At 47.3% G+C, this 21,316-nt stretch carries 15 protein-coding genes and 1 tRNA gene; 11 read left to right on the top strand and 5 right to left on the bottom strand.

Annotation, left to right across the window (positions count from 1 at the left end):
* The first annotated feature begins 55 nt into the window (after window positions 1-55).
* Entirely contained in the window at window positions 56-790 is a 735-nt protein-coding gene (locus NST45_RS02590) for a class I SAM-dependent methyltransferase (RefSeq protein ID WP_076099469.1), read from the top strand.
* Window positions 791-828: 38 nt separating this feature from the next.
* Window positions 829-1,839 (top strand): MBL fold metallo-hydrolase, encoded by a 1,011-nt coding sequence (locus tag NST45_RS02595; protein WP_339824807.1) that lies wholly within the window; start codon window positions 829-831, stop codon window positions 1,837-1,839.
* Between the two features lie 1,535 nt (window positions 1,840-3,374).
* Here NST45_RS02595 and NST45_RS02600 read toward each other — a convergent pair.
* Window positions 3,375-3,983 carry a phosphatidylglycerophosphatase A gene (locus NST45_RS02600; protein WP_036686950.1) on the bottom strand — a complete coding sequence of 203 codons (609 nt, stop codon included), beginning with the start codon at window positions 3,981-3,983 and terminating at the stop codon, window positions 3,375-3,377.
* 269 nt (window positions 3,984-4,252) lie between these two features.
* On the opposite strand from NST45_RS02600, the gene NST45_RS02605 reads away from it, so the two are divergent.
* The 3 genes from NST45_RS02605 to NST45_RS02615 all read left to right on the top strand — a co-directional run bounded on the left by NST45_RS02605 (window position 4,253) and on the right by NST45_RS02615 (window position 6,966).
* A complete protein-coding gene (locus tag NST45_RS02605) occupies window positions 4,253-5,386 on the top strand; it encodes a GerMN domain-containing protein (protein WP_176462677.1) in 1,134 nt (377 codons plus the stop codon).
* Window positions 5,387-5,549: 163 nt separating this feature from the next.
* The gene (rph, locus tag NST45_RS02610) at window positions 5,550-6,308 is read left to right on the top strand and encodes a ribonuclease PH (protein ID WP_036686952.1); all 759 of its coding nucleotides are present in this window, start codon (window positions 5,550-5,552) and stop codon (window positions 6,306-6,308) included.
* Between the two features lies 1 nt (window position 6,309).
* Window positions 6,310-6,966, top strand: coding sequence for an XTP/dITP diphosphatase (locus NST45_RS02615; RefSeq protein WP_038573081.1), 657 nt, complete (start codon window positions 6,310-6,312; stop codon window positions 6,964-6,966).
* 412 nt (window positions 6,967-7,378) lie between these two features.
* Here NST45_RS02615 and NST45_RS02620 read toward each other — a convergent pair whose 3' ends face one another.
* Together NST45_RS02620 and NST45_RS02625 are read right to left on the bottom strand one after the other, a co-directional pair.
* On the bottom strand, window positions 7,379-9,781 hold the full coding sequence (locus NST45_RS02620) for a glycosyl hydrolase family 18 protein (protein ID WP_339824810.1): 2,403 nt from the start codon (window positions 9,779-9,781) through the stop codon (window positions 7,379-7,381).
* Window positions 9,782-9,841: 60 nt separating this feature from the next.
* Complete coding sequence (locus NST45_RS02625) at window positions 9,842-11,791, bottom strand: glycosyl hydrolase family 18 protein (RefSeq protein WP_339824813.1); 1,950 nt, start codon at window positions 11,789-11,791, stop codon at window positions 9,842-9,844.
* A 602-nt stretch (window positions 11,792-12,393) separates the two neighbouring features.
* Here NST45_RS02625 and NST45_RS02630 point away from each other — a divergent pair.
* The 4 genes from NST45_RS02630 (at window position 12,394) to NST45_RS02645 (ending at window position 15,313) form a co-directional block, all read left to right on the top strand.
* Window positions 12,394-12,828 carry an NfeD family protein gene (locus NST45_RS02630; RefSeq protein ID WP_036686960.1) on the top strand — a complete coding sequence of 145 codons (435 nt, stop codon included), beginning with the start codon at window positions 12,394-12,396 and terminating at the stop codon, window positions 12,826-12,828.
* Complete coding sequence (locus NST45_RS02635) at window positions 12,828-13,763, top strand: SPFH domain-containing protein (RefSeq protein WP_036686962.1); 936 nt, start codon at window positions 12,828-12,830, stop codon at window positions 13,761-13,763. Before NST45_RS02630 ends, NST45_RS02635 begins: the two co-directional genes overlap by 1 nt.
* A 102-nt stretch (window positions 13,764-13,865) precedes the next feature.
* Window positions 13,866-14,321 (top strand): cupin domain-containing protein, encoded by a 456-nt coding sequence (locus NST45_RS02640; protein WP_036686965.1) that lies wholly within the window; start codon window positions 13,866-13,868, stop codon window positions 14,319-14,321.
* A 155-nt stretch (window positions 14,322-14,476) separates the two neighbouring features.
* Window positions 14,477-15,313 (top strand): aldo/keto reductase, encoded by an 837-nt coding sequence (locus NST45_RS02645; RefSeq protein ID WP_076225256.1) that lies wholly within the window; start codon window positions 14,477-14,479, stop codon window positions 15,311-15,313.
* Between the two features lie 112 nt (window positions 15,314-15,425).
* Here NST45_RS02645 and asnB read toward each other — a convergent pair whose 3' ends face one another.
* Entirely contained in the window at window positions 15,426-17,270 is a 1,845-nt protein-coding gene (asnB, locus tag NST45_RS02650) for an asparagine synthase (glutamine-hydrolyzing) (RefSeq protein WP_076129204.1), read from the bottom strand.
* Window positions 17,271-17,414: 144 nt separating this feature from the next.
* On the opposite strand from asnB, the gene NST45_RS02655 reads away from it, so the two are divergent.
* Both NST45_RS02655 and NST45_RS02660 read left to right on the top strand, forming a co-directional pair.
* The gene (locus NST45_RS02655; protein WP_036686975.1) at window positions 17,415-17,771 is read left to right on the top strand and encodes a hypothetical protein; all 357 of its coding nucleotides are present in this window, start codon (window positions 17,415-17,417) and stop codon (window positions 17,769-17,771) included.
* A 209-nt stretch (window positions 17,772-17,980) separates the two neighbouring features.
* A tRNA-Arg gene (locus NST45_RS02660) sits at window positions 17,981-18,054 on the top strand.
* Between the two features lie 2,214 nt (window positions 18,055-20,268).
* Here NST45_RS02660 and NST45_RS02665 read toward each other — a convergent pair.
* Complete coding sequence (locus tag NST45_RS02665; protein ID WP_326046228.1) at window positions 20,269-21,177, bottom strand: serine hydrolase; 909 nt, start codon at window positions 21,175-21,177, stop codon at window positions 20,269-20,271.
* Window positions 21,178-21,316 lie beyond the last annotated feature (139 nt).

A 21,316-nucleotide genomic window follows, 5' to 3' on the forward strand; every position in this document is an offset into this window, starting at 1 on the left:
CATTAACATACATAGAGTGGAGTTACAGGAAGGCGCCTGTGGGAGGAGAGACAACATGACTGAATGGTATGAAAAGAGCTTCGGAGAGGATTATCTGGTCGTATACAAACATCGAGACTTTGGTGGAGCTCGTAAAGAAGTTGAACGAATGATCTCGTGGCTGGGACTACCGCCAGGCTCCAAAGTGCTGGATTTATGTTGTGGGATGGGACGTCATTCACTGGCGCTTGCGGAAGCAGGGTACGAGGTAACTGGAGTGGACTTATCAGAGGTATTGCTGCGTGAGGCAAGATCTCAAACAGGAGCGGAGCAGGTAACTTGGCTGCGTTCTGACATGCGTGACCTACCGTTAACTGGAGGTTTCGATGCTGTGGTTAATCTATTCACTTCCTTTGGTTATTTTGAAGAGGATGAGGAGCAGGTAAAGGTTTTGCGTGAAATCTATCGGATGTTGAAGCCGGGTGGCAAGTTTGTTATTGATTATCTGAATCCTGCGTATGTGATTCGTCATCTGGTGCCGCATTCTACCCGCGAGGATGGAAAAAATCTGATTGATGAGTCGCGGCGGATCGAAGATGGGTACGTGAAGAAGGACATCATTTTAACCTCTAAAAATGATTCTACACCTCGCCAATATCATGAACGTGTGAAGCTGTATTCCTTGGAGAAATTCAGCGGGATGATCGAGGAAGCGGGTTTACAGCTCGAAGCTGTGCATGGCAGCTATGAAGATGAGGTTTATAATGCAGAAAGCTCCACGCGGATGATTTTTAGTGGAATTCGATCGTAATGGTATCAGGAAAAAGATTCAAAGGCGGTGATCGCACCATGTCTAAGGCGGATATCACTTCATGGGACGAGAACATTCTTCAGGTCTCGGTGCCCATGGACTCGCCGCTTCGTCAAGTGAACAGCTATATTCTGCCCGATGAGGATGGCAGAATTACTATTATTGATCCCGGTCCGCGTAGCCCGGAGACAGAAAAATGCTGGCAGGCGATCCTGCAGGAGCTGGGATTGTCGTGGAAGGACGTGCGGGATATCGTCGTAACACATCATCATCCCGATCATTATGGATTGGCGGGATGGTTGCAGTTACAGACCGGATGTAAGGTATGGATGACTGAACGTGCTCATGCCGAAGCGATGTTGATGTGGGGCAGTGACACGGATATCAATGAAGTTTTGCCGTTATATTTCATCGGACACGGAATGTCGGAAGAATGGTCGAGTGGAATTAAAGCGCATTTGGAGAGCTTTGACACGCAAGTGGAGCCGCAGCCGGTTGTAACTTATCTGAATGAGGTAGAGCCTTTTGGGATGGGTGGCCGTGAATGGCAATTGATTGTAACTGGCGGACATGCACCGGGACATGTGAGCTTGTATCATGCGGACAGCGGGCAAATGATCTGCGGCGATGCTGTGCTGCCGCAGATTTCTCCCAATGTCAGCCTGCTTCCAGGCAGCGATCCACAGCCGCTGCAGACGTTTCTTCAGGGGCTGCGGGAGCTGGGCAGCTATCCGGTCAGCATGGCGTTCCCGGGCCATCGGGAACCGTTCACGGGCTTTGCGCACCGGGTCAGCAGCCTGCTCGCTCATCATGAGGAGCGGCTGGATACCACGGCAGCCTTGCTCGCAAACGGCCCGCTGAGCGGCTTCTCAGTCTGCGAAATTCTGTTTCGCAGCCGGGTAACCACCGTTCACCAGATGCGCTTTGCGATGAGTGAGACACTGGCGCATTTAGCGGAGCTGATGCGCCGGGAGCGGGCTGTGATGATAGAGGCGGACGGTGCTCTATTTTTTGCAGCATCTGAAAGTGCTGGAGACCATGTTAGTTAGAGTTTCTAGCGGGCTCGAAGAGTGATGAGTGATGAATGATGATTGATGAAATGAATTGAGATGTGAAGGTTATGATCGAGTAGAGGTACAGAGCAGTCCTGTGTTATTGGGACTGCTCTTTTTTTGGGTTCTGGTTTTAGTGACTAAGTAGAGAGTATAATTCGGTGCTATTTATATGAATATTGAGCTCCTCAGTCCGATCGCATACCAAACTAACCTTTGATTACATACTCATGCGTTAGGCTGATCATTTGGACTAACATTTGATTACTTTGCTTACGCGTTACACAGGTCATTCGGACTCAGATGCCACTATTCGTGGGTTTTGGGGCTTTTGAGGTTAGTATCGGACCGGAGAGGCGTTATTGATAGTGCATAGGGTTATTATTGGTCATTTTTGAGTGAATAGCGACTCTGGAGTCCGAAAGTGACTAAATCAAGGGTGTTTTATGGAAATAGTGTCACCTGAGTCCGAACGCATTACCAAACTAACATTTGATTACTTAACTCATGCGTCAGGCTGAACATTCGGACTAACATTTGATTACTTTACTTATGCGTCACACAGATCATTCGGACATAGATGCAGCTATTCGTGGATTTTGGGACTTTTGAGGTTAGTATCGGACCGGGGAGGCGTTATTGCTAGTGCAGAGGGGAGTTATTGGTCATTTTTGAGTGAATAGCGACTCTGGAGTCCGAAAGTGACTAAATCAAGGGTGTTTTATGGAAATAGTGTCACCTGAGTCCGAACGCATTACCAAACTAACATTTGATTACTTAACTCATGCGTCACACAGATCATTCGGACTCAGATGCCGCTATTCGTGGGTTTTGGGGCTTTTGAGGTTAGTATCGGACCGGAGAGGCGTTATTGCTAGTGCAGAGGGTAGTTATTGGTCATTTTTGAGTGAATAGCGACTCTGGAGTCCGAAAGTGACTAAATCAAGGGTGTTTTATGGAAATAGGGTCACCTGAGTCCGATCGCATTACCAACTAATGTTTGATTACTTTACTCGTGCGTCATACTGGTCATTCGGACACAGATTTGATTACTTTACTCATGCGTCACACAGATCATTCGGACTCAGATGCCGCTATTCGTGGGTAGAAACACATCTTGCCGAGTAACTAAGTGTTGGTATTGACTAATTGGGGAATTCCTCCCTGTTTTTTGAGGATTGTTGAGGTGTAGAGCGGATATTAGGGAATTTCTCCCTAATATTCTACGAATGTAGCTATAAATTAAGGTTTTCGTAGAGTTATTAGGGAAGAATTCCCTAATAACTTAGGTTTTGAACGATTTTCGGTATTTTTTAGGGAGTTTTTCCCTAAAACGGTCCCAAGCCAACCCAACCCAACCCAACCCAACCCAAGCCAACCCAACCCAACCCAACCCAACCCAAGCCAACCCAACCCAACCCAACCCAACCCAACCCAACCCAACCCAACCTCAAAAAAAGCGATTGTCTCATAACCCGCAAGGGCTACGAAACAATCGCTTTTTAATTCTCAGAGTGTACCCAAAACACCGGTTACTCCGGTTGTTTTTCATGTTCTGCAAGTTTCCTCGCAGCTTCTTCGCGATCCTCAGGTGAATGCGGAAGTTCGAGGTCTATCTCACGCTCCGCTTGCTTACGGTGTGCAATTCGGCTACTAGCTGCAGCGGCTACAGCTCCGACGATATCGTCGAGAAAGGTGTGGATCTGCCCGGTGTTTTTGTCGTTCAACCGTTCAAGAACGCCTGGCTTAAGCTTGTCCACATAACCATAGTTGGTGAAGCCAATGCTGCCGTATACATTTACGATGGAGAAAGCCAGAATCTCATCCACTCCGTATAATCCCTCATCATTTTCGATCATATCCTGAAGCGGCGGAAACAACTTCCCCTCCTCCGCGAGCATGTCCAATTGAATGCCCGTAAGTACTGCATTTTGCACTTCCCGTTTGCTGAGTACCATCTCAACGTTATGGACACACTCTTCCATTGTTAAGTTTGGATAATATTTTTTTTGCAGAAACATAACGAGCTCTGCGATTTCCTGCAGATTCACTCCACGCTTATTCAACCACACTTTGGTCGCATCTGCGACTGCCTTGCTGTTCAGACTGTAAGGTATTTTTGCGATTGGTTCATCAGCCATGATTAGTCACCTCGTAAGTTAAGTCTTTGCATTACAACGTTCGTTAGCATGATGTTAAGCGCTGGTGTTATCTCAGATTGTACGTTTAGAAGAAGTATTTGTCCAGAAAGCGGAGTCTATGTGAATTAAAATCTAGATCCAACCCAACCTGAAAATAAAGTACACAGGCTTTTCCAACAATTTAGGATAAGCAGTTGTTATTTTTTGGACAAAGGTCTCGTATACATAGCAGTACAAATGCTATCTAACCTTGAAAGGGGTAATAAATGATGAAAACAATGCAACAAATCCGCGGGATTTCCGCGGTCTGCCTACTCGCAGTTCCACTGGCACTGTCCGGTTGTGGCTTGTTCGGTTCGGAATCAGCATCGATTGATGCTCCGCCACCTGAGGTTGAAGCGCAGATGCTACAGACAGAGGGAAATAACACTTTGGATTCAGGTGTATTTGGTCCAGTGGCTCAGGATGATGCACAAACAGCTGTTAAGGACAGCACCAAAACCGCTAAAGCAACGGATAAAACAACGGCTTCCGGTGACCGGACGACCGTATATTTGGAAGATGGAAACGGCTTACTCGCTCCAGTGTCGCTAAATCTGCCAAAAAGCAAAGATTCCAGCACGCTCAAGAACTCTTTAATGGCATTAGTGAATAAGGGAGAATATGCGTCCTCATTGCCAGAAGGCTTCCAAGGCATTCTACCAGCTGGAACTGAGGTGCAAAGCATTACGGTAGACAAGTCGAATCTGGCAGTTGTTGAGTTCAATTCGGAATTTAACAACTACGATGCTGCGGATGAACGCAAAATCCTTGAAGCGATCACTTGGACGCTGACCGGTCAAGATGACATTAAAGGTGTACAGTTCTGGGTAGATGGTAAAAAGCTTACGGAAATGCCGCTTCAAGGTACTCCGCTGGATCGCCCGCTGTCCCGCACAATGGGCATTAACCTGCCTAAACAAGGTCCATCTTTGATGAACTCTAGTGCGGTTACTGTTTATTTTTCCACAACATCTTCTGACGGTATCCAATATTATGTTCCGGTTACGCGCTTTGTACCCGCAGGGCAAGAACAGCTGACTGCTGCTATCAATGAACTGATTGCGGGACCTGAATCCGGAGACGGTCTGGAAATGGTTATGACACAGGGCACATCACTTGATTCGGTTGAAGCCGGACAAAACGGTGTTGTTACTGTATCCTTGACTGACGATATGTTCGCAGATGGGAAGGAAGTTCCTGCCGAATTGCTGGAATCGGTTGTTCTGACTGTTGCGCAAAATACGGAAGATGCTCTGGTTCAAATTCGTTTGAACGGCAAACAATCGATTACTGACACTGACAATGTGGATTATAGCAAACCTGTTTCTGCACCTGAATTTTTGAACGAGCTCCCGTTATAGAATGACCTTCTAAGGTTTAAAAGATGCTTTTGTGCCTCCTCTTTGGTAGAATAAAAGTTGCTCAAAAAGACGTAACGTCCCGAACGGTGAACTGCCGCAATGAACAACAGGGAAACGGGACTCACACTAAACTATTAGCTATACGATGTAGGAGGCAGAAAAGATGAGATCAAACGGGCGAACTGACGACCAATTACGGCCGCTGACAATAACGACCCAAACGAATAAATATGCTGAGGGCTCCGTGATCATTGAGATGGGAGACACCAAAGTCATTTGTACGGCTACTGTAGAGGAAAAAGTGCCTCCGTTTCTTAAAGGACAAGGAAAAGGCTGGGTAACTGCTGAATATTCGATGCTTCCTCGGGCCACTCAGTCCCGTAATCAACGTGAAGCTGCACGCGGTAAACTTACCGGACGTACAATGGAAATCCAACGGCTGATCGGCCGTGCGCTTCGCTCCGTGGTGAATTTACAAGCGTTAGGTGAACGCAGCATTACGCTGGATTGTGATGTGATTCAGGCGGATGGGGGAACTCGGACGGCTTCGATAACAGGCGCTTTTGTTGCCATGGCGTTTGCTATTAATAAAATTGCACTACAGCACAAGCTGGCTGTTTTTCCTATAACAGACTTTTTGGGAGCAATTAGTGTAGGTGTTGTAGGGGATAAAACACTGCTCGATCTGAATTATGAAGAGGATTCCAAAGCCAAAGTGGATATGAATGTAGTCATGACCGGCGGCGGTGCTTTTGTTGAGGTACAAGGAACTGGCGAAGAAAGACCATTCTCGCGTCAAGAGCTGGATCTTTTATTGGGTCTAGGTGAGAAAGGGATTTATGAACTGATTGCCGCACAAAAAGAAGCGCTCGGAGCGATTGCTCTGAAAATCCCTTCCGGCCAGCCGGGCCAAGAGGTGTAACATGAATTCCACGGGCAATATTCTCATTGTCGCTACGAAGAATAAGGGGAAGGTGCGCGAATTCGAGCACGCTTTTGCCCCGCTGGGCCTGACAGTTAAGAGTATGTATGACTATCCGCATCTGCCCGATGTGGTAGAAGACGGAGCTACTTTTGCAGAAAACGCATTTAAAAAATCCAAAGCCGTAGGTGACGCACTTGGAATTCCGGTACTCGCTGATGATTCGGGTCTTTGTGTAGATGCTTTGGATGGCAGACCTGGTGTGTACTCTGCACGTTTTGCAGGTGAAGATGCTACGGATGGGGAAAATAACCTAAAGCTGCTTAGCGAGCTAGAGAGATTGAAACAGGGGGAAGACACAGATCAGCCTTTGCTGAGCACGGCTAGGTTCGTCTGTACTTTATCGCTGTACGATCCAGTTTCCAAGCAGGAGCTAACCGCAGAAGGTGCGGTCGAAGGTTGGATTACTTCAGAACCATCAGGTGCCGGTGGTTTCGGTTACGACCCGCTATTCTACCTGTCGGAACATGAAAAAACTATGGCCGAGCTTACGCTGGAAGAGAAGCAGCAGATCAGCCATCGAGGAACTGCACTGCGACTGCTGACGGCGAAGCTGGAGAAGAAACTGGCGGCTGAAGGCGGCCTATCGCCGGAATAGAGTTTTTTATAAAAGTGGGGGTGTCCAAAAGCCGCGAAATGGCTGCTGGGCGCCCCCGTTTTTTATACCTTCCCTTTGAACTAAGCCTCAAACTTCGTTCGATTCTAACACATTTACCCGTATGAAGCCGCCACCCGGACACAGCTGACCTTAAACGTAGCTATTTCCGATAATTGAGATTCTACTGGACCCCAAAGACGCTATGGGCACGAAAAACACCCCAAAAGAAGCATTTCATAAGGAATAGCAGCACTGGAGTCCGAAACATAGCTCCAAAGGCTTGAGATTTGTAAATAACGTCAACTGGGTCCTTAACGTAAGTCCCAGAGAATGAGTATGACTCTGCACTAATAATGGGATGTTCTCCTTGTAATGGGACAATCTTCTTGTTGGAATCAAAGAGAGCACCCGATTATATCAGCTTCCAAAGAGCAGGTGTAGAAGCTGGCTCCCACCCCTGAAGTGAAGTGTGAGGCTGCAAGCAGGTATACGTTTTTCCACTGTAGGCAACGACATCACCTACTTTATAAGCAACTCCTGTTACCCAGCTAGACCCTCCCGAAGTAGGTGTAGCAGTCGGTAATGGAGTTTGCGTGGGTGTTACGGTTGCAGTAGGCGTCGGTGCCACCGTAGGTGTCAAAGTCGGTATTACCGTTGGAGCTACAGTTGCCGTTGGTGTAGACGTTGCTGTTTCACATACGCTGATGTATTTCCAGATACCGTCCGGTCCGCTAAGATCGGGACGATCGCCTTGTGTCCACCACTTGGCTTCATAGATTGAGCCGTTGTAGGAAACACGTTGTCCGCCAGTATATGCGGTTGCCGCATTCCAGGTCGCTGCCGAGCATTGTCCCGGCGTAGGAGTAGGTGTTGGCGCTACAGTTGGCGTTGGCGTCACGGTTGCCGTCGGAGTCGGTGTTGTTGTAGGTGTTGCCGTTGGTGTTGCTGTTGGTGTAGTCGTCGGAGTAGGTGTTGCTGTCGGTGATGCAGACGGTGTTGGTGTTGGCGTAATGCCACCGTACAGTTTATCGTATTCCTGTTGAGACGAGTTTCCGTTCAGGGTGATTCGCTGTGGACCGCCTGAAAAATTCAGCTTCATCATACCCGGAATTTCAAGTGAAGCTCCGTTTGCAATGGTTTGAGTAGCTGTACCTGTAATACGGTAGCGGTTGAAATCCCAGGCCGTGGAGATTTGCTCAACGCTACCGGCTCCCCATGCCGATGTTAGGGTTGTAGTTGTTGGCAGGTCGAATTCTAGCTTCCAGCCACCGGGAATATCCGCACCGGTGTTGTTCGTTATTTTTAATGAATAGGTATAGTTCGGATGATCATAAGCGCCGCTGAAGCTGAGGTTGAAGTTTTTAGGTTCAGGCAACTGCGGCTTAGGAGCTCCGCCCGGCGGCGTGGCTGTTTTCAGCTGATCATAGGCAAAATCGGTCAGAGAATTGCCGTACGTATAAGTGCCATCGCTCTGCTCAGAGTAATCGCCCGTTAATTCCCAGAACATCATGCCTCCCAAGCCTTTTTGTTTAATGTAATCCAGCTTGTAGCCTAGAGATTCCTTATCTTCATACGTAAGAAAAACCTTCTTGTCTGCGTTGAACAAGTACGGTGTTTTGGTAACAGGATCGAAGTAACGTTTATTCGCTGGATCTTTGAGCAGATTTAGCACATGCCAGATCGGATTTGCACCAGCAGGCTGCTCTGGTGCGGGATCATTCCAGATGCCGTATTGGCCATCTGCTCCCCCACCGGTTGTCGGAGCTGTGCCGTAAAGGCCGGTATTGTTGATGCCTCCATTCACATTTTTCCAGCCTCGTGAATAATAAGGAACTCCGATCACGATTTTTTCCGGAGGAAGCGTACCGAGATAGTATCGGACCGCCCAGTCGGTATTCAGAACCGGAGTACCCAGCGCAGCAGTTTCAGTATCGCGGGAATCCGGGTACAGTGCAGAATGCGGCCCTACATAACCATTCCACGCACCATGGAAATCATAGGTCATAAGGTTCGCCCAGTCTAAATACTGATTGGCTTCCCCAAGCTTCATGCCCCCAAGAATCCAGGAAGAGGCGGTGGCCGCAATAGTCAGGTCATATTTCTGATTGTCTTGTGAACCTGCCAGATCGAGCTTTTCGCGAAGTTTTTTCATAAGAAGAACGTAGTTGTTGTAATTAACTGTACGCAGCGGTTCTGCCACGGCAAAATCGTTAGGATTACCGGACTGCCCAGTGCCAGAAGGGTACTCCCAATCGATGTCCACTCCGTTGAACTGATAGGTACGCAGAAAATCCACAACACTATTGGCAAAAGCTTCTCGCCCGGCTTCCGAATTCGCCATGTTGAAGAATCCTCCGGAACCCGACCAGCCGCCAACAGAAATCAGGGTGCGTACATCAGGATAGAGCTGTTTGTACTTGACCAGTTGGTTAAAATGCCCCTTAAAAGGCAGGGTGGTCAGCTGGCCGGGGTAGTCTTTTTCGATAGCGGCTGTACGGTCCATGAGATCAATCTTGTTCGTTTGAGGATTTACCTTGGCGAAGGCATAGTTAATATGGGTAATTTTATCCCACGGAATTTTGTCTACGGTGTAAAATCCTTTGTTCTCCTGATCGCCCCACTCTGGGAAGTAAGCAACGATTTTGCGAGGATGATCAGCTGCTGGAGCGGGAGCGGAAGGTGTTGTTTCCGTTGCATGGGCCACTGGTAAGGATGCACCTGTCCCGGTGTAAAGTGGAACCAGAACGATTAGGCTCATTAGCGCAGCAAGGTAACTTATGGATATTTTGCGCTTAGCACGTGCTTTTGCAATCATATTTAATATACCTCCAAGGGGGGATAATGTTATTTAGGGAACGCTGCTTCCTGCATGACTTTAATTGAGCTTCCAAAGAGCAGGTGTGGTGGCTGGCTCCCAGCCCTGAAGTGAAGTGTGGGGCTGCAAGCAGGTATATGTTTTTCCGTTGTAGGCGACGACATCACCTGTTTTGTACGCAACGCCTGTTCCCCAGCTAGACCCTTCCGAAGTAGGTGTAGCGGTAGGCAAAGGAGTTGGCGTAGGTGCAACGGTTGCAGTTGGCGTTGGCGCGACAGTAGGCGTAGGTGCAACGGTTGCGGTAGGCGTTGGTGCTACCGTAGGTGTTAAAGTTGGGACCACAGTTGCAGTTGGCGTTGGTGTCGCTGTTCCGCATACGCTGATGAATTTCCAGACCCCATCAGGTCCGCTAAGATCAGGACGATCCCCTTGCGTCCACCACTTGGCTTCATAGACTGAGCCATTGTAGGAGACACGCTGTCCGCCAGTGTATACGGTTGTTGCACCCCAGGTCGCTGCCGAACATTGTCCCGGTGTAGGCGTTGGGGTTGGCGTCACGGTTGCAGTTGGCGTTGGCGTTGCTGTTGCCGTAGGAGTTGGAGTTGCCGTAGGTGTAGGTGTTGGTGATGTGGATGGTGTCGGTGTCGGCTGCACCACTCCGCCACCAAGATCGGCGTTTAGTTTATTGGTTAGTGTTTTGTTCCGGTCACCACTTGTTTCCCAGAACATAGCACCTGCAAGACCCTTGGACTTCAGGTAGCTGATCTTGTGGCCAAAGGATTCTACGTCGTCATAGCTGATAAAGGTTTGATTTGTTGGATTATAGAGATAAGGCACTTTGGATGTATCATTCCAATAGCGGGTATAGCCGTTTTTGTTGATATAATTAGCTTCGAGATCATAGAAATCATAGCTGCCTTTTTCCCATGTTCCTGTTGGTGAGATGCCAGCGGATACCTGATATTGGCCGTTTCCTGAAGCAGGAGCTCCGCCCCAACCACGACCGTAAAAAGCCATGCCAAGTACAAGCTTGTTCGCAGGTACACCATTCGCAAGATAGGAGGTTACCGCTTTATCGATGTTAAAATTTTGCGGTTCGGTTAAGCCCGAAGCGGAAGCTGCGGGATCATAGTACAACGGAGCATTATGTCCGGTGGTGGTGTTCCAGCTCCCATTAAAGTCATAGGTCATAATATTGATCCAGTCGACAACGGAAGCAATGCCGGCCAGGTTATTGTTGTTGATATACGTTGGGCCTGCCCCGGAAGCAATGGTCAGCAGATAGGTTTTTCCATCCGCCGCGCCGGCTGCATTTAGCTTTTCGCGAACTTTTTGCAGCAGCAGTACATAGTTTTCTTTATCTTCAGGACGGTAGCTATTGCCTGCGAGTCCACCACTTACTGGATATTCCCAGTCGAGATCCACGCCGTCCATCTTGTATTTTTGAATAAAATCAACCGCGGAATTGGCAAAAACCTCACGGGTCGCAGCTGTCGCAGCTACATCCGAGAAACGGTTCGACCAGGTCCAGCCCCCAACGGAGATTAGGGTCTTCAGGTTCGGGTTCTTTTCCTTCAGCTTCCATAGCTGCTTCAGGTTACCTTTGATGGGATCATCCCATTTGTCATCCCCGAAGCTTTTTCCAGTGTCAATCCAAGGGTCACCAAGAACAATCGTACCGTTCGGAACGCTGATGGCTTGGCCTTGTTCATTCTGGCAAGACCAGGTCACCGGATTAGGGCCAGTGGGGTCGGGATTGCCATGAATGCCATTCCAACAAATATCCGCAAAAGCGTAGTTAATGACATTCATTTTGGTAGGATCGATATCTGTTACATTGTAAGCACGCCCGTAAGCGGCCCATGAAGCGTAATAACCAACCAGTTTGTAATTCTGTGCGGCGTTGGCTGTTTTGGGACTGCCACCCAGGGTGGAAAAGAGTGTCAGAACAAGCGCGGCGATCATCGCAATTGCAAAGGTTTTGCGTGAAGCTTTTTTCGTGAAGATCATTGAATTTCTACCTCCTAGATTCAAAGTGTAGTTCGAAATTCTTTTCGGCAAGATGTCCTGACCTTCACCTCCCGTCGGTTGTAGTGCACCATCACCCTTGGCGTCCCTATCATTCTATTGAAGTTCAATTCGTAGATTCAGCAGCAAAAAAGCAGCGGTCCAAATCAAGCCTTACCCAATCAGTAAGCGCTTTCTTTTATGCTTTTTGTGTGCTGCTGTTTCATTGATTTTAAAAGATGTAACATGCTGTGTATGGTTTGAATGAATAGAGGAGGATGTTTGGAAGTTGGATAATTAGGATGAATTAGATATAAATGGGTGATGGTAACTCTTATTCTCAAGCATAGCTTGCAATTGCGCTAGGGATAAAATCAGGTGATATAGGGGGAGAATTTTCTAATTTATAGTGACTCGTCAAAAAGTGAACCCTTTTGGATTTGTATACTCGCCTTTTATCAAGAAACTCATGAAGAAACACATAACCACCGATGTAATGAATATAAATTATATACATGCCTGAAATATTTTTTTATGGAACTATGCAACGCATCGATGTTTCTTTTCGTTATAGTAGTATCATACGGAAGGTGGTGGGCTCACCGATGGTTGTGTGGGTGTTTTGGCTGATCGCAGCCGGTGTCCTGTTTGTTGTAGAGATGATGACGCTTACTTTTTATTTATTGTGGCTTAGTATTGGTGCTTTGGCCGCAGGTTTGGTGTCGCTGATTGTTCCCGAAGCCATTTTGTTTCAGGTGGTCCTTGGATCACTGGTCGCACTTGGTCTGACTATATTCTCGAAACCACTGGTTTCTAGATTTCGCCATTCACGTGGGTTCAAGGATACAGGTACAGAAATCATCGGTAGGCAAGGAGTAGTTGTTGAGCCGATAGAGCAGGGACGTTACGGGCAAGTGAAGGTAGGCGGAGATACGTGGAGCGCGACCTCTGAACAGTCTCTGGGCAAGGATGAGGTTGTAAGAGTAGTGAAAAGAGGCACGACGATTATCGAAGTAGAACGATGGGGGGAAATGAACTAATGCAATGGGCAATTATCGCAATTATTATTGTAGTGGTCGTAGTTTTTGTGGCATTAACAGTCAAAATCGTACCACAGCAGCGGGTAGGCGTAGTGGAAAGGCTCGGTAAATTTAATCGTCTGCTGACACCGGGGCTGAACATTCTGATTCCTGTAATTGATCAGGTGCGCACCTACCATGATTTACGGATTCAACAAGCAAATGTACCTCCGCAAACGGTAATTACAAAGGATAACGTGCAGGTGCAGATTGATACGATTATTTTCTACCAGGTGGTTGGACCAGAGGAAGCTACTTATGGTATTTCTGATTATGTTTATGGGGTAAGAAACATTTCGACGGCAACGATGCGGCAAATCATCGGTAAGCTGGAATTGGATGAGACCTTGTCTGGACGGGAAAAGATTTCGACGGATATCCGTCTTGCTCTCGATGAAGCTACTGAGAAGTGGGGCGTACGGATCGAGCGTGTGGAAGTTATCGATATCAAACCGCCGTTGGATATTCAGGAAGCGATGGATAAGCAGATGAAAGCAGAGCGGAGCAAACGTGCCATTGTTTTGGAAGCGGAAGCTGCCAAGCAGGATATGATCCTACGCGCTGAAGGGGATAAACAGAGTAAGATTCTAAAAGCAGAAGGCGATAAAGAAGCGCGTATCCGTCAAGCTGAGGGTTCACGGCAGGCGCAGGAACTGGAAGCACACGGTGAGGCTAAAGCGATTCAAGCCGTGGCAGAAGCAGAAAAATCACGCATTGAGCTGATTCGTTCAGCAGGTCTGGATGAGCAGGTACTGGCTTATCGTTCCTTCGAGGCTCTGGCTGAGATTGCCAAAGGCCCTGCTAATAAAGTGTTCTTGCCAACTAGCGCTGTTGAAACGCTGGGAAGTCTTGGAGCGATTGCGGAAGTCTTCAAAGCGAGCAAGGACAGTAAATAGATTTTACAATTCGAGCTTATTCCGTTAAAGTAAAAAGCAAAAACAACCTTATGCATATGAAGCTATTGTTGTTCATGCTAACTTTGAAGGAGAGAAGCTACTGTGACGCAAAAAGAAATTTCACCGCTAGTTGAACTGCTTGGATTACAGCCTCACGTTGAGGGTGGTTGGTACAAAAGACTTTGGAATTCGGAATTTGAAATTTCGCAGGAAGTGTTAGGCGATAGCTATTCTGGATCACGTCATTCGGCATCTTCAATTTATTTTCTGCTTCACGAAGGCGAACAATCTGATTGGCATACTGTATTGTCCGATGAAGTTTGGTTGTGGCATTCCGGTAGTCCAATCGTGCTTAGTCTCGGAGGTAATGGAGATAAGCCTGAGGATGTGCAGGAAGTTATTCTGGGTCTCGATATTGCTGCAGGCCAGCAGCCACAAGTGGTTGTTCCAGCGGGAGTATGGCAGGCCGCGCGTTCGTTAGGCAAAGAGCCGACGCTGGTATCCTGTATTGTTTCTCCTGAATTCCATTTTGATGATTTCAAACTAATTGAGAAATAAAGAAGAGCGGGGGCGCTTACGCCTCCGTTTTTTTATAAGGATTTGGGGAATGATGAAGCCATCTGCTATACTTTTTATGGTAGCGTTTGCTTCTTAAGTGGGTAAAAAGGTTAAGTATGTTTAACGAAATAACAATAAGCTTGGAGGGTTAAGTGATGAGTGAATTGAATGCACCGTTCTCGGGTGGTCCTACTTTAAATGATGGGGTGACCATGCCGTGGCTGGGTCTTGGCGTGTATAAGACTAAAGATGGCGAAGAGGTTATTCATGCGGTCAAAACCGCAGTGGAATTAGGATATCGAAGTATTGATACGGCAGCCGGATACAATAACGAAGAAGGCGTAGGACAAGCTATTCGTGATTGTGGAGTGGCCCGGGATGAGCTGTTTATTACGACTAAAGTACGAAATCCTGATCAAGGTTATGAGTCTACGCTAAAAGCGTTCGAGGATAGCCGGCGCAAGCTAGGTCTGGACTATCTAGATCTGTATCTCATACACTGGCCGGTGGCAGGAAAATATCGTGAGACATGGAAGGCCTTAATTCATCTGCAAAAAGAGGGCCTCATCAAATCTATCGGCGTGAGCAATTTTCAGGTTCATCATCTGAAAGATATCATCGAGGATACCGGAGTGGTACCAGTGGTGAATCAGGTGGAATTCCATCCGCTGTTGACTCAGCGTGAGCTGCTGAAATATGCCAATGAACAGAGCATTCAGCTTGAAGCATGGAGTCCATTAATGCAAGGGAATCTTGATCTACCGCTCTTAAACGAGCTGGCTGAGAAGTATGGCAAGACCCCTGCTCAAATTGTACTTCGCTGGGATTTGCAGCAAGGTGTCATTACGATACCTAAATCCGTACATGCGGATCGAATCAAGGAGAATGCGGGGTTCTTTGACTTTACGCTTAGTGATGAGGATGTCAAAGCTATCGAGGGCTTGAACAAAGACCATCGATTTGGCCCAGACCCGGACAACTTTAACTTTTAAGGATCGTTCAGATAAGATCGTAGAGAATTATTGCAAATACAAGCCAAACAGCAAGTCCCCGTATCCGGTGACTTGCTGTTTGGCTTGTCGATTATCTCAGTTCTCTACGCGCTTATTGGATGGAGACGTTATATTTACGCAGCCAGAGATCCACTTGGGCGAGGTAAGCAAACAGCTGAGGACCGGACATGAGCTGGCCGAACCAAGGCAGATTGGTTGAGGATTCCGGGGAAGCGGCGATCTCACGGATTTTGGCAGCATCAATTAACGGAAGTAGGGGTGAAGTGGAGTCATCCAGAATGTTTAATACCTGAGTTCGTACCGCATTTAAATAGGCAGGATTATGAGTTTTGGGGTAAGGGCTTTTTTTGCGGTAGAGCACATCGTCTGGAAGAATGCCTTCAAGAGATTTACGTAAAATCCCTTTTTCACGGCCCCCCAGATTTTTGATTTCCCACGGAATATTAAATACATATTGAACGAGTCGGTGATCACAATAAGGAACACGTACCTCTAGCCCTGCGCCCATGCTCATTCGGTCTTTACGGTCTAGCAGAGTAGGCATGAAGCGGGTGATATTCAGATAGGACATTACGCGCATTTGTGCTTGTTTTCCCGTTTCTCCATCCAACTTTGGAACTTCAGCCACCGCATCGCTATATCTGTCACCCAAATATTCCAGTGGACGGATCCACTCGTTAATTTCTGGGGAAAGTAGACTTGCACGCATTTTCGGAGCAACTGACCAAGGAAAAGTGCCTGAGGAGAGCATTTCCTCACGGTGGAACCAAGGGTATCCGCCAAAAATCTCATCCGCAGCTTCACCGGAAATAGCTACTGTCGCGTTCTTTTTAATCTCCCGGCAAAATAAGTACAAAGAAGAGTCTACATCGGTCATCCCTGGTAAATCCCTAGTGTACAAAGCATTATCCAGCGCTTCTACAAGCTCCGGGGTATCGAACGAGATGTAGTGGTGGTTTGTATTCAATTCATCGACCATTCGTTTAATCCACGGCCCATCTGCTCCCGGCTGGAAAGTATGACTTTTGAAATGTTTGTCGTTATCTACATAGTCTACGGAATAAGTATCCACTTGTCCCTGACCATTCCGGTTGTAGTAATCCACTGCAAGTGCCGTCAGCGCACTGGAATCCAACCCTCCCGACAAAAGAGAGCAAACAGGGACGTCTGAGACCAGTTGGCGTTCGAGTGTATCTTGGAGCAGTTCACGTACCTTAGCGGCTGTCTCTGCTTCATTGTCAGTATGCTTTGCGCTCTCCAGCTTCCAATAGGCATAACTGCGCAGACCTTCACGGCTATAGATCATAGCATGACCTGGACGAAGCTCTTGCATATCCTTATAAACACCATGACCCGGTGTACGCGCTGGACCGATGATGAAGATTTCTGCGAGACCTTCAGGACCCACGATTGGTTGTACCTTAGGATGCTGCAGCAACGCTTTAGGCTCTGAGCCAAAAACTAGCACATCATCAACCTTGCTATAGAACAGGGGTTTCACACCTAAACGGTCACGTGCAAAAAAGACTTGGTCGCGAAGACCGTCCCATACTGCAAAAGCAAAGATCCCATTGAGTTTTTCTGCGCAATCCGGCCCCCATTCGATATAGGAATGCAGCAGCACCTCTGTATCGCACTGGGTGCGGAATTGATGCCCTCGCTGCTTAAGTTCTTGTTTGAGTTCGAGGGCGTTATATAATTCGCCGTTGTAAACAATCGCGTATACCTGTTCCTCATGGCGGGTGATCATGGGCTGGGCACCGTTCTCCGGATCGATAACGCTAAGTCTGCGGTGACCGAAAGCACAGGGGCCTGAGATCCAGGTTCCGGCTGCATCGGGGCCGCGGTTTGCTAAAGTTTCAGTCATTTTGACCAGCAGCTGCGAGTGCTGAGTGAGATCTCCGCGCCACTGGATAAATCCGGTTATTCCGCACATGATGGTTCATCCTCTCTTTTGTGCGATTGTTGTCCTTACTTTTTTGCCAAGTAATACAGATATATGCCGAAGGAAGGCATAAAATGTATGTCCTTATCCGAACACTAGGGGAGAGGGGAATTTGCCAGGAGGGAAGGATGACAGGTGTATTATATTAAAGACGCCAAAATTCGCAGAATGATGGAGTACGATGGTGCGCCTTGTGCAGAAGTGGGTGTTTTGCCGGGTGCTGTTAGTGATCCTGCGCTTTTGGTGTATATCGTTGAGGATCGGCGTGAAGAAGGATATGAGATTGTCCGTATTCTAACTAATGATGCTGATACCTCTACCGATTGGTTTGATAACAATATGCATGACGCTTTTCAAGATGTGACCTCGAGTGCATTTACAGGCAGCAACTTCATGTCGCCAGAAGATGAGCATTCCAAGTTTCAAAGAGAATTACTCACTTTTGGGGATTTGAAAAAGCAGCTGGAGAAGCGTTTTCGAAAGCTGGAGTAAATAACGAAGGCTTGTAAAGTGTACACTGGAATCGCTGAAAAGGACGGCAGAAATGCCGTTCTTTTCATTTCCTGTGGTTACGCTGACGTGTGAAAAAACCACACCGAAAACTCTTTTATTATTTTTCTAAGTTGTTTTGACTTGAAAAATCCGCTGAATAAGGTATAATAAATATCGTTGCGTCAATACATAGTATTTATTTCTTATATGTCCCGGTAGCTCAGCTGGATAGAGCATGCGCCTTCTAAGCGCACGGTCAGGGGTTCGAATCCCTTCCGGGACGTCAATTAACAGCCTTCCTTCGGGAAGGCTGTTTTTGCGTGCGCGAGTTTTAGTTCGAGGTCACACACGGGATACCTTTGTCTTCCTTCTTGAACTAAACGTCGAAATTCGAGTCATCGTTGAACATTAAACTTCAAACGACTAGACCACATTTGTACATTACGTAGCAGCTATCGGACCCAGATGACCTTAAATGCTGAAAAGTGTGGGATTTTCGATGTTATCGGACTCCATAGTCGCTATTGATGCCAAACGTGCCCCAAAAGAGCCGCTTTCTCAGGAATAGCTGCACTGGAGTCCGAAACGTTGCTCAAAAGGCGATAAATGAGCAAATAAGGTCATCTGAGTCCGCGAGCCTCCTCAGCAACAGAAAGTGCTGGTTACTTGGTGTGATGAGCTACTTGTAGGCGGTGGAGAATTACGGTTTGAGCATCGATTGGTGTGAACGCTTGGGCGTGTTTAGCTACTAATCATCGTTGAACATCAAACTTCGAACATCTAGACCACATTTGTACATTACGTAGCAACTATCGGACCCAGATGACCTTAAATGCTGAAAAGTGTGGGATTTTCGATGTTATCGGACTCCATAGTCGCTATTGATGCCAAACGTGCCCCAAAAGAGCCGCTTTCTCAGGAATAGCTGCACTGGAGTCCGAAACGTTGCTCAAAAGGCGATAAATGAGCAAATAAGGTCATCTGAGTCCGCGAGCCTCCTCAGCAACAGAAAGTGCTGGTTACTTGGTGCGTGAGTTACTTATTTTGTACATACGCAGCAGCTACCGGACCCAGAGGACCTTAAATGCTGAGAATTGCGGGATTTTCGATGTTGTCGGACTCCATAGTCGCTATTGATGCCAAACGTGCCCCAAAAGAGCTACTTTCTCAGGAATAGCTGCACTGGAGTCCGAAACGTTGCTCAAAAGGTGATAAAAGAGCAAATAAGATCATCTGAGTCCGCGAGCCTCCTCGGTCTGAGTAATGCTGGTTACTTGGTGTTGTGCCTCTATTGTTGTTGACTGCATGGCGAGTTTGATGGTGGGGACTTACGGTTTGAGCATCGATTGGTGTGAACGCTTGGGCGTGTTTAGCTACTAATCATCGTTGAACATCAAACTTCGAACATCTAGACCATATTTGCACATACGCAGTAGCTATCGGACCCAGATGACCTTAAATGCTGAAAAGTGCCACATTTGCGATGTTATCGGACTCCATCGTCGCTATTGGTGCCAAACGTGTCCCAAAAGAGCCGCTTTCTCAGGAATAGCTGCACTGGAGTCCGAAACGTTGCTCAAAAGGCGATAAAAGAGCAAATAAGGTCATCTGAGTCCGCGGGCCTCCTCGGTCTGAGTAATGCTGGTTACTTGGTGTGTTGAGCTACTTATTTGTGTACATACGCACCAGCTATCGGACCCAGAGGACCTTAAATGCTGAAAATTAAGGGATTTTCGATGTTATCGGATTCCATCGTCGCTATTGATGCCAAAGGTGCCCCAAAAGAGCTGTTTTCTCAGGAATAGCTGCAGTGGAGTCCGAAATGTTGCTCAAAAGGCGAAAAATGAAAAAATAACGTCATCTGAGTCCGCGAGCCTCCTCCTCAGTTTGAGTAATGCTGGTTACTTGGTGTTGTGCATCTATTGGTGTTGACTGCATGGCGTGTTTGGCGGTGGGGACTTAGGGTTTAAACGGTTTGAGCATCGATTGGTGTGAACGCTTGTGCGTGTTTATCTTCTTATCATCGTTGAGATCAAACTTCGAGCCTCTAGACCGCATTTGCACATACGCAGCAGCTATCGGACCCAGATGACCTTAAATGCTGAAAAGTGCCACATTTGCGATGTTATCGGACTCCATAGTCGCTGTTGGTGCCAAACGTTCCCCAAAAGAGCTGCTTTCTCAGGAATAGCTGCACTGGTGTCCGAAAGGTTGCTCATAAGACGATAAAAGAGTAAATAACGTCACCTGAGTCCGCAAGCGTCCTCAGTCTCGGAAAGTGCTGGTTACTTGGTGTGTTGAGTTACTTATAGGTTTTGGGCACTTACGGTGTTGGGCACTTACGGTGTTGGGCACTTACGGTGTTGGGCGCTTACGGTGTTCAGCACTTATCGTCGTCGAGCACCAAACTCCGCGAGCCTCCTCAATCGCTAATCGCCGAAGAATGTAAATTACCCATTATGCGCACGCTAACCTCAAGCCATAAAAAAGACCGCTCCTAAAGAAGCGGCCAGATTTCCTCCCAGACGATATCCAGGATGCCCTGCATGTTATCTTCCATGCTGTTAATTGCAATGACTGCTTGAGCGTCCGGCACCACAAGACAGAATTGTCCATGAGCGCCATCGGCACGGTAAGCGTCGTGGGAGCAGAGCCAGAATTGGCAGCCGTATCCTTCTCCCCAGTCGCCGTTTCCATCATTGTCGATCTGTTTTTGTGTAACAAAATCGATCCATGCTGCGGGGATCAGTTGCTGGCCCTGCCACTTTCCTTGCTGTAAAAGCAGCTGTCCAAACCGGCTTAACTCTTCCGTGTTAATCTGAAGTCCGGCACAGCCAAGGGTTACCCCTTGAGGTGTTGTTTCCCAATCCACATTGTTTATACCCAGAGGTGCAAACAAACGAGGTACCAGATAATCCTTTACGGTTTGCCCGACGCGGGCTTGCACCATTGCAGAGATCATAATGGTATCTCCGCTGCTGTATGTAAATTTCTCTCCGGGAGCTCTGTCTAAAGTCAGAGATAAATAATGCTGCACCCAATTTTTATCCTTCAAGGCTAATCTCTCTTCAGCCCAAAATGGAGGGGAGTCGTGCCCTGTACTCATTCGCAGTAAATCGAACAAAGTTATATCTCCGGGCTGCATGGAAGGAGGTGTTTGTTTAAGAGGAGAGACATACTCCGGAAAAACATCTTTAAGCGTTGTTTCCAGTGTCAGCTTCCCTTCATCAATGGCAAGACCTACTGCCATAGAAGTAAAAGACTTGCTGACGGAATGCTGCAAGCGCCGAATATCCTCCGTGAGATCCAGTTTTCCCACAAGGTTTCCGTTTTGAAGCACACGAACATTGAAGATATTCAGGTTTCGTTCACGAGCCTTAGCTGCGAATTGAGCCATGTTCAACATAAAAAGAGTCCTTCTTTCTCTTGATATTCCTAGCTAGGATAGCGAAGTGACAAAAAGAAAAACTAGAAAAATGAGTGGAAACGTTTTCTGTTAAAACGATAAAAATCACTAAATTGATGGTATTCCATTCTTATTTTAA

Source organism: Paenibacillus sp. FSL R7-0163, from assembly GCF_037969975.1.
Lineage (GTDB): Bacteria > Bacillota > Bacilli > Paenibacillales > Paenibacillaceae > Paenibacillus_AQ > Paenibacillus_AQ odorifer.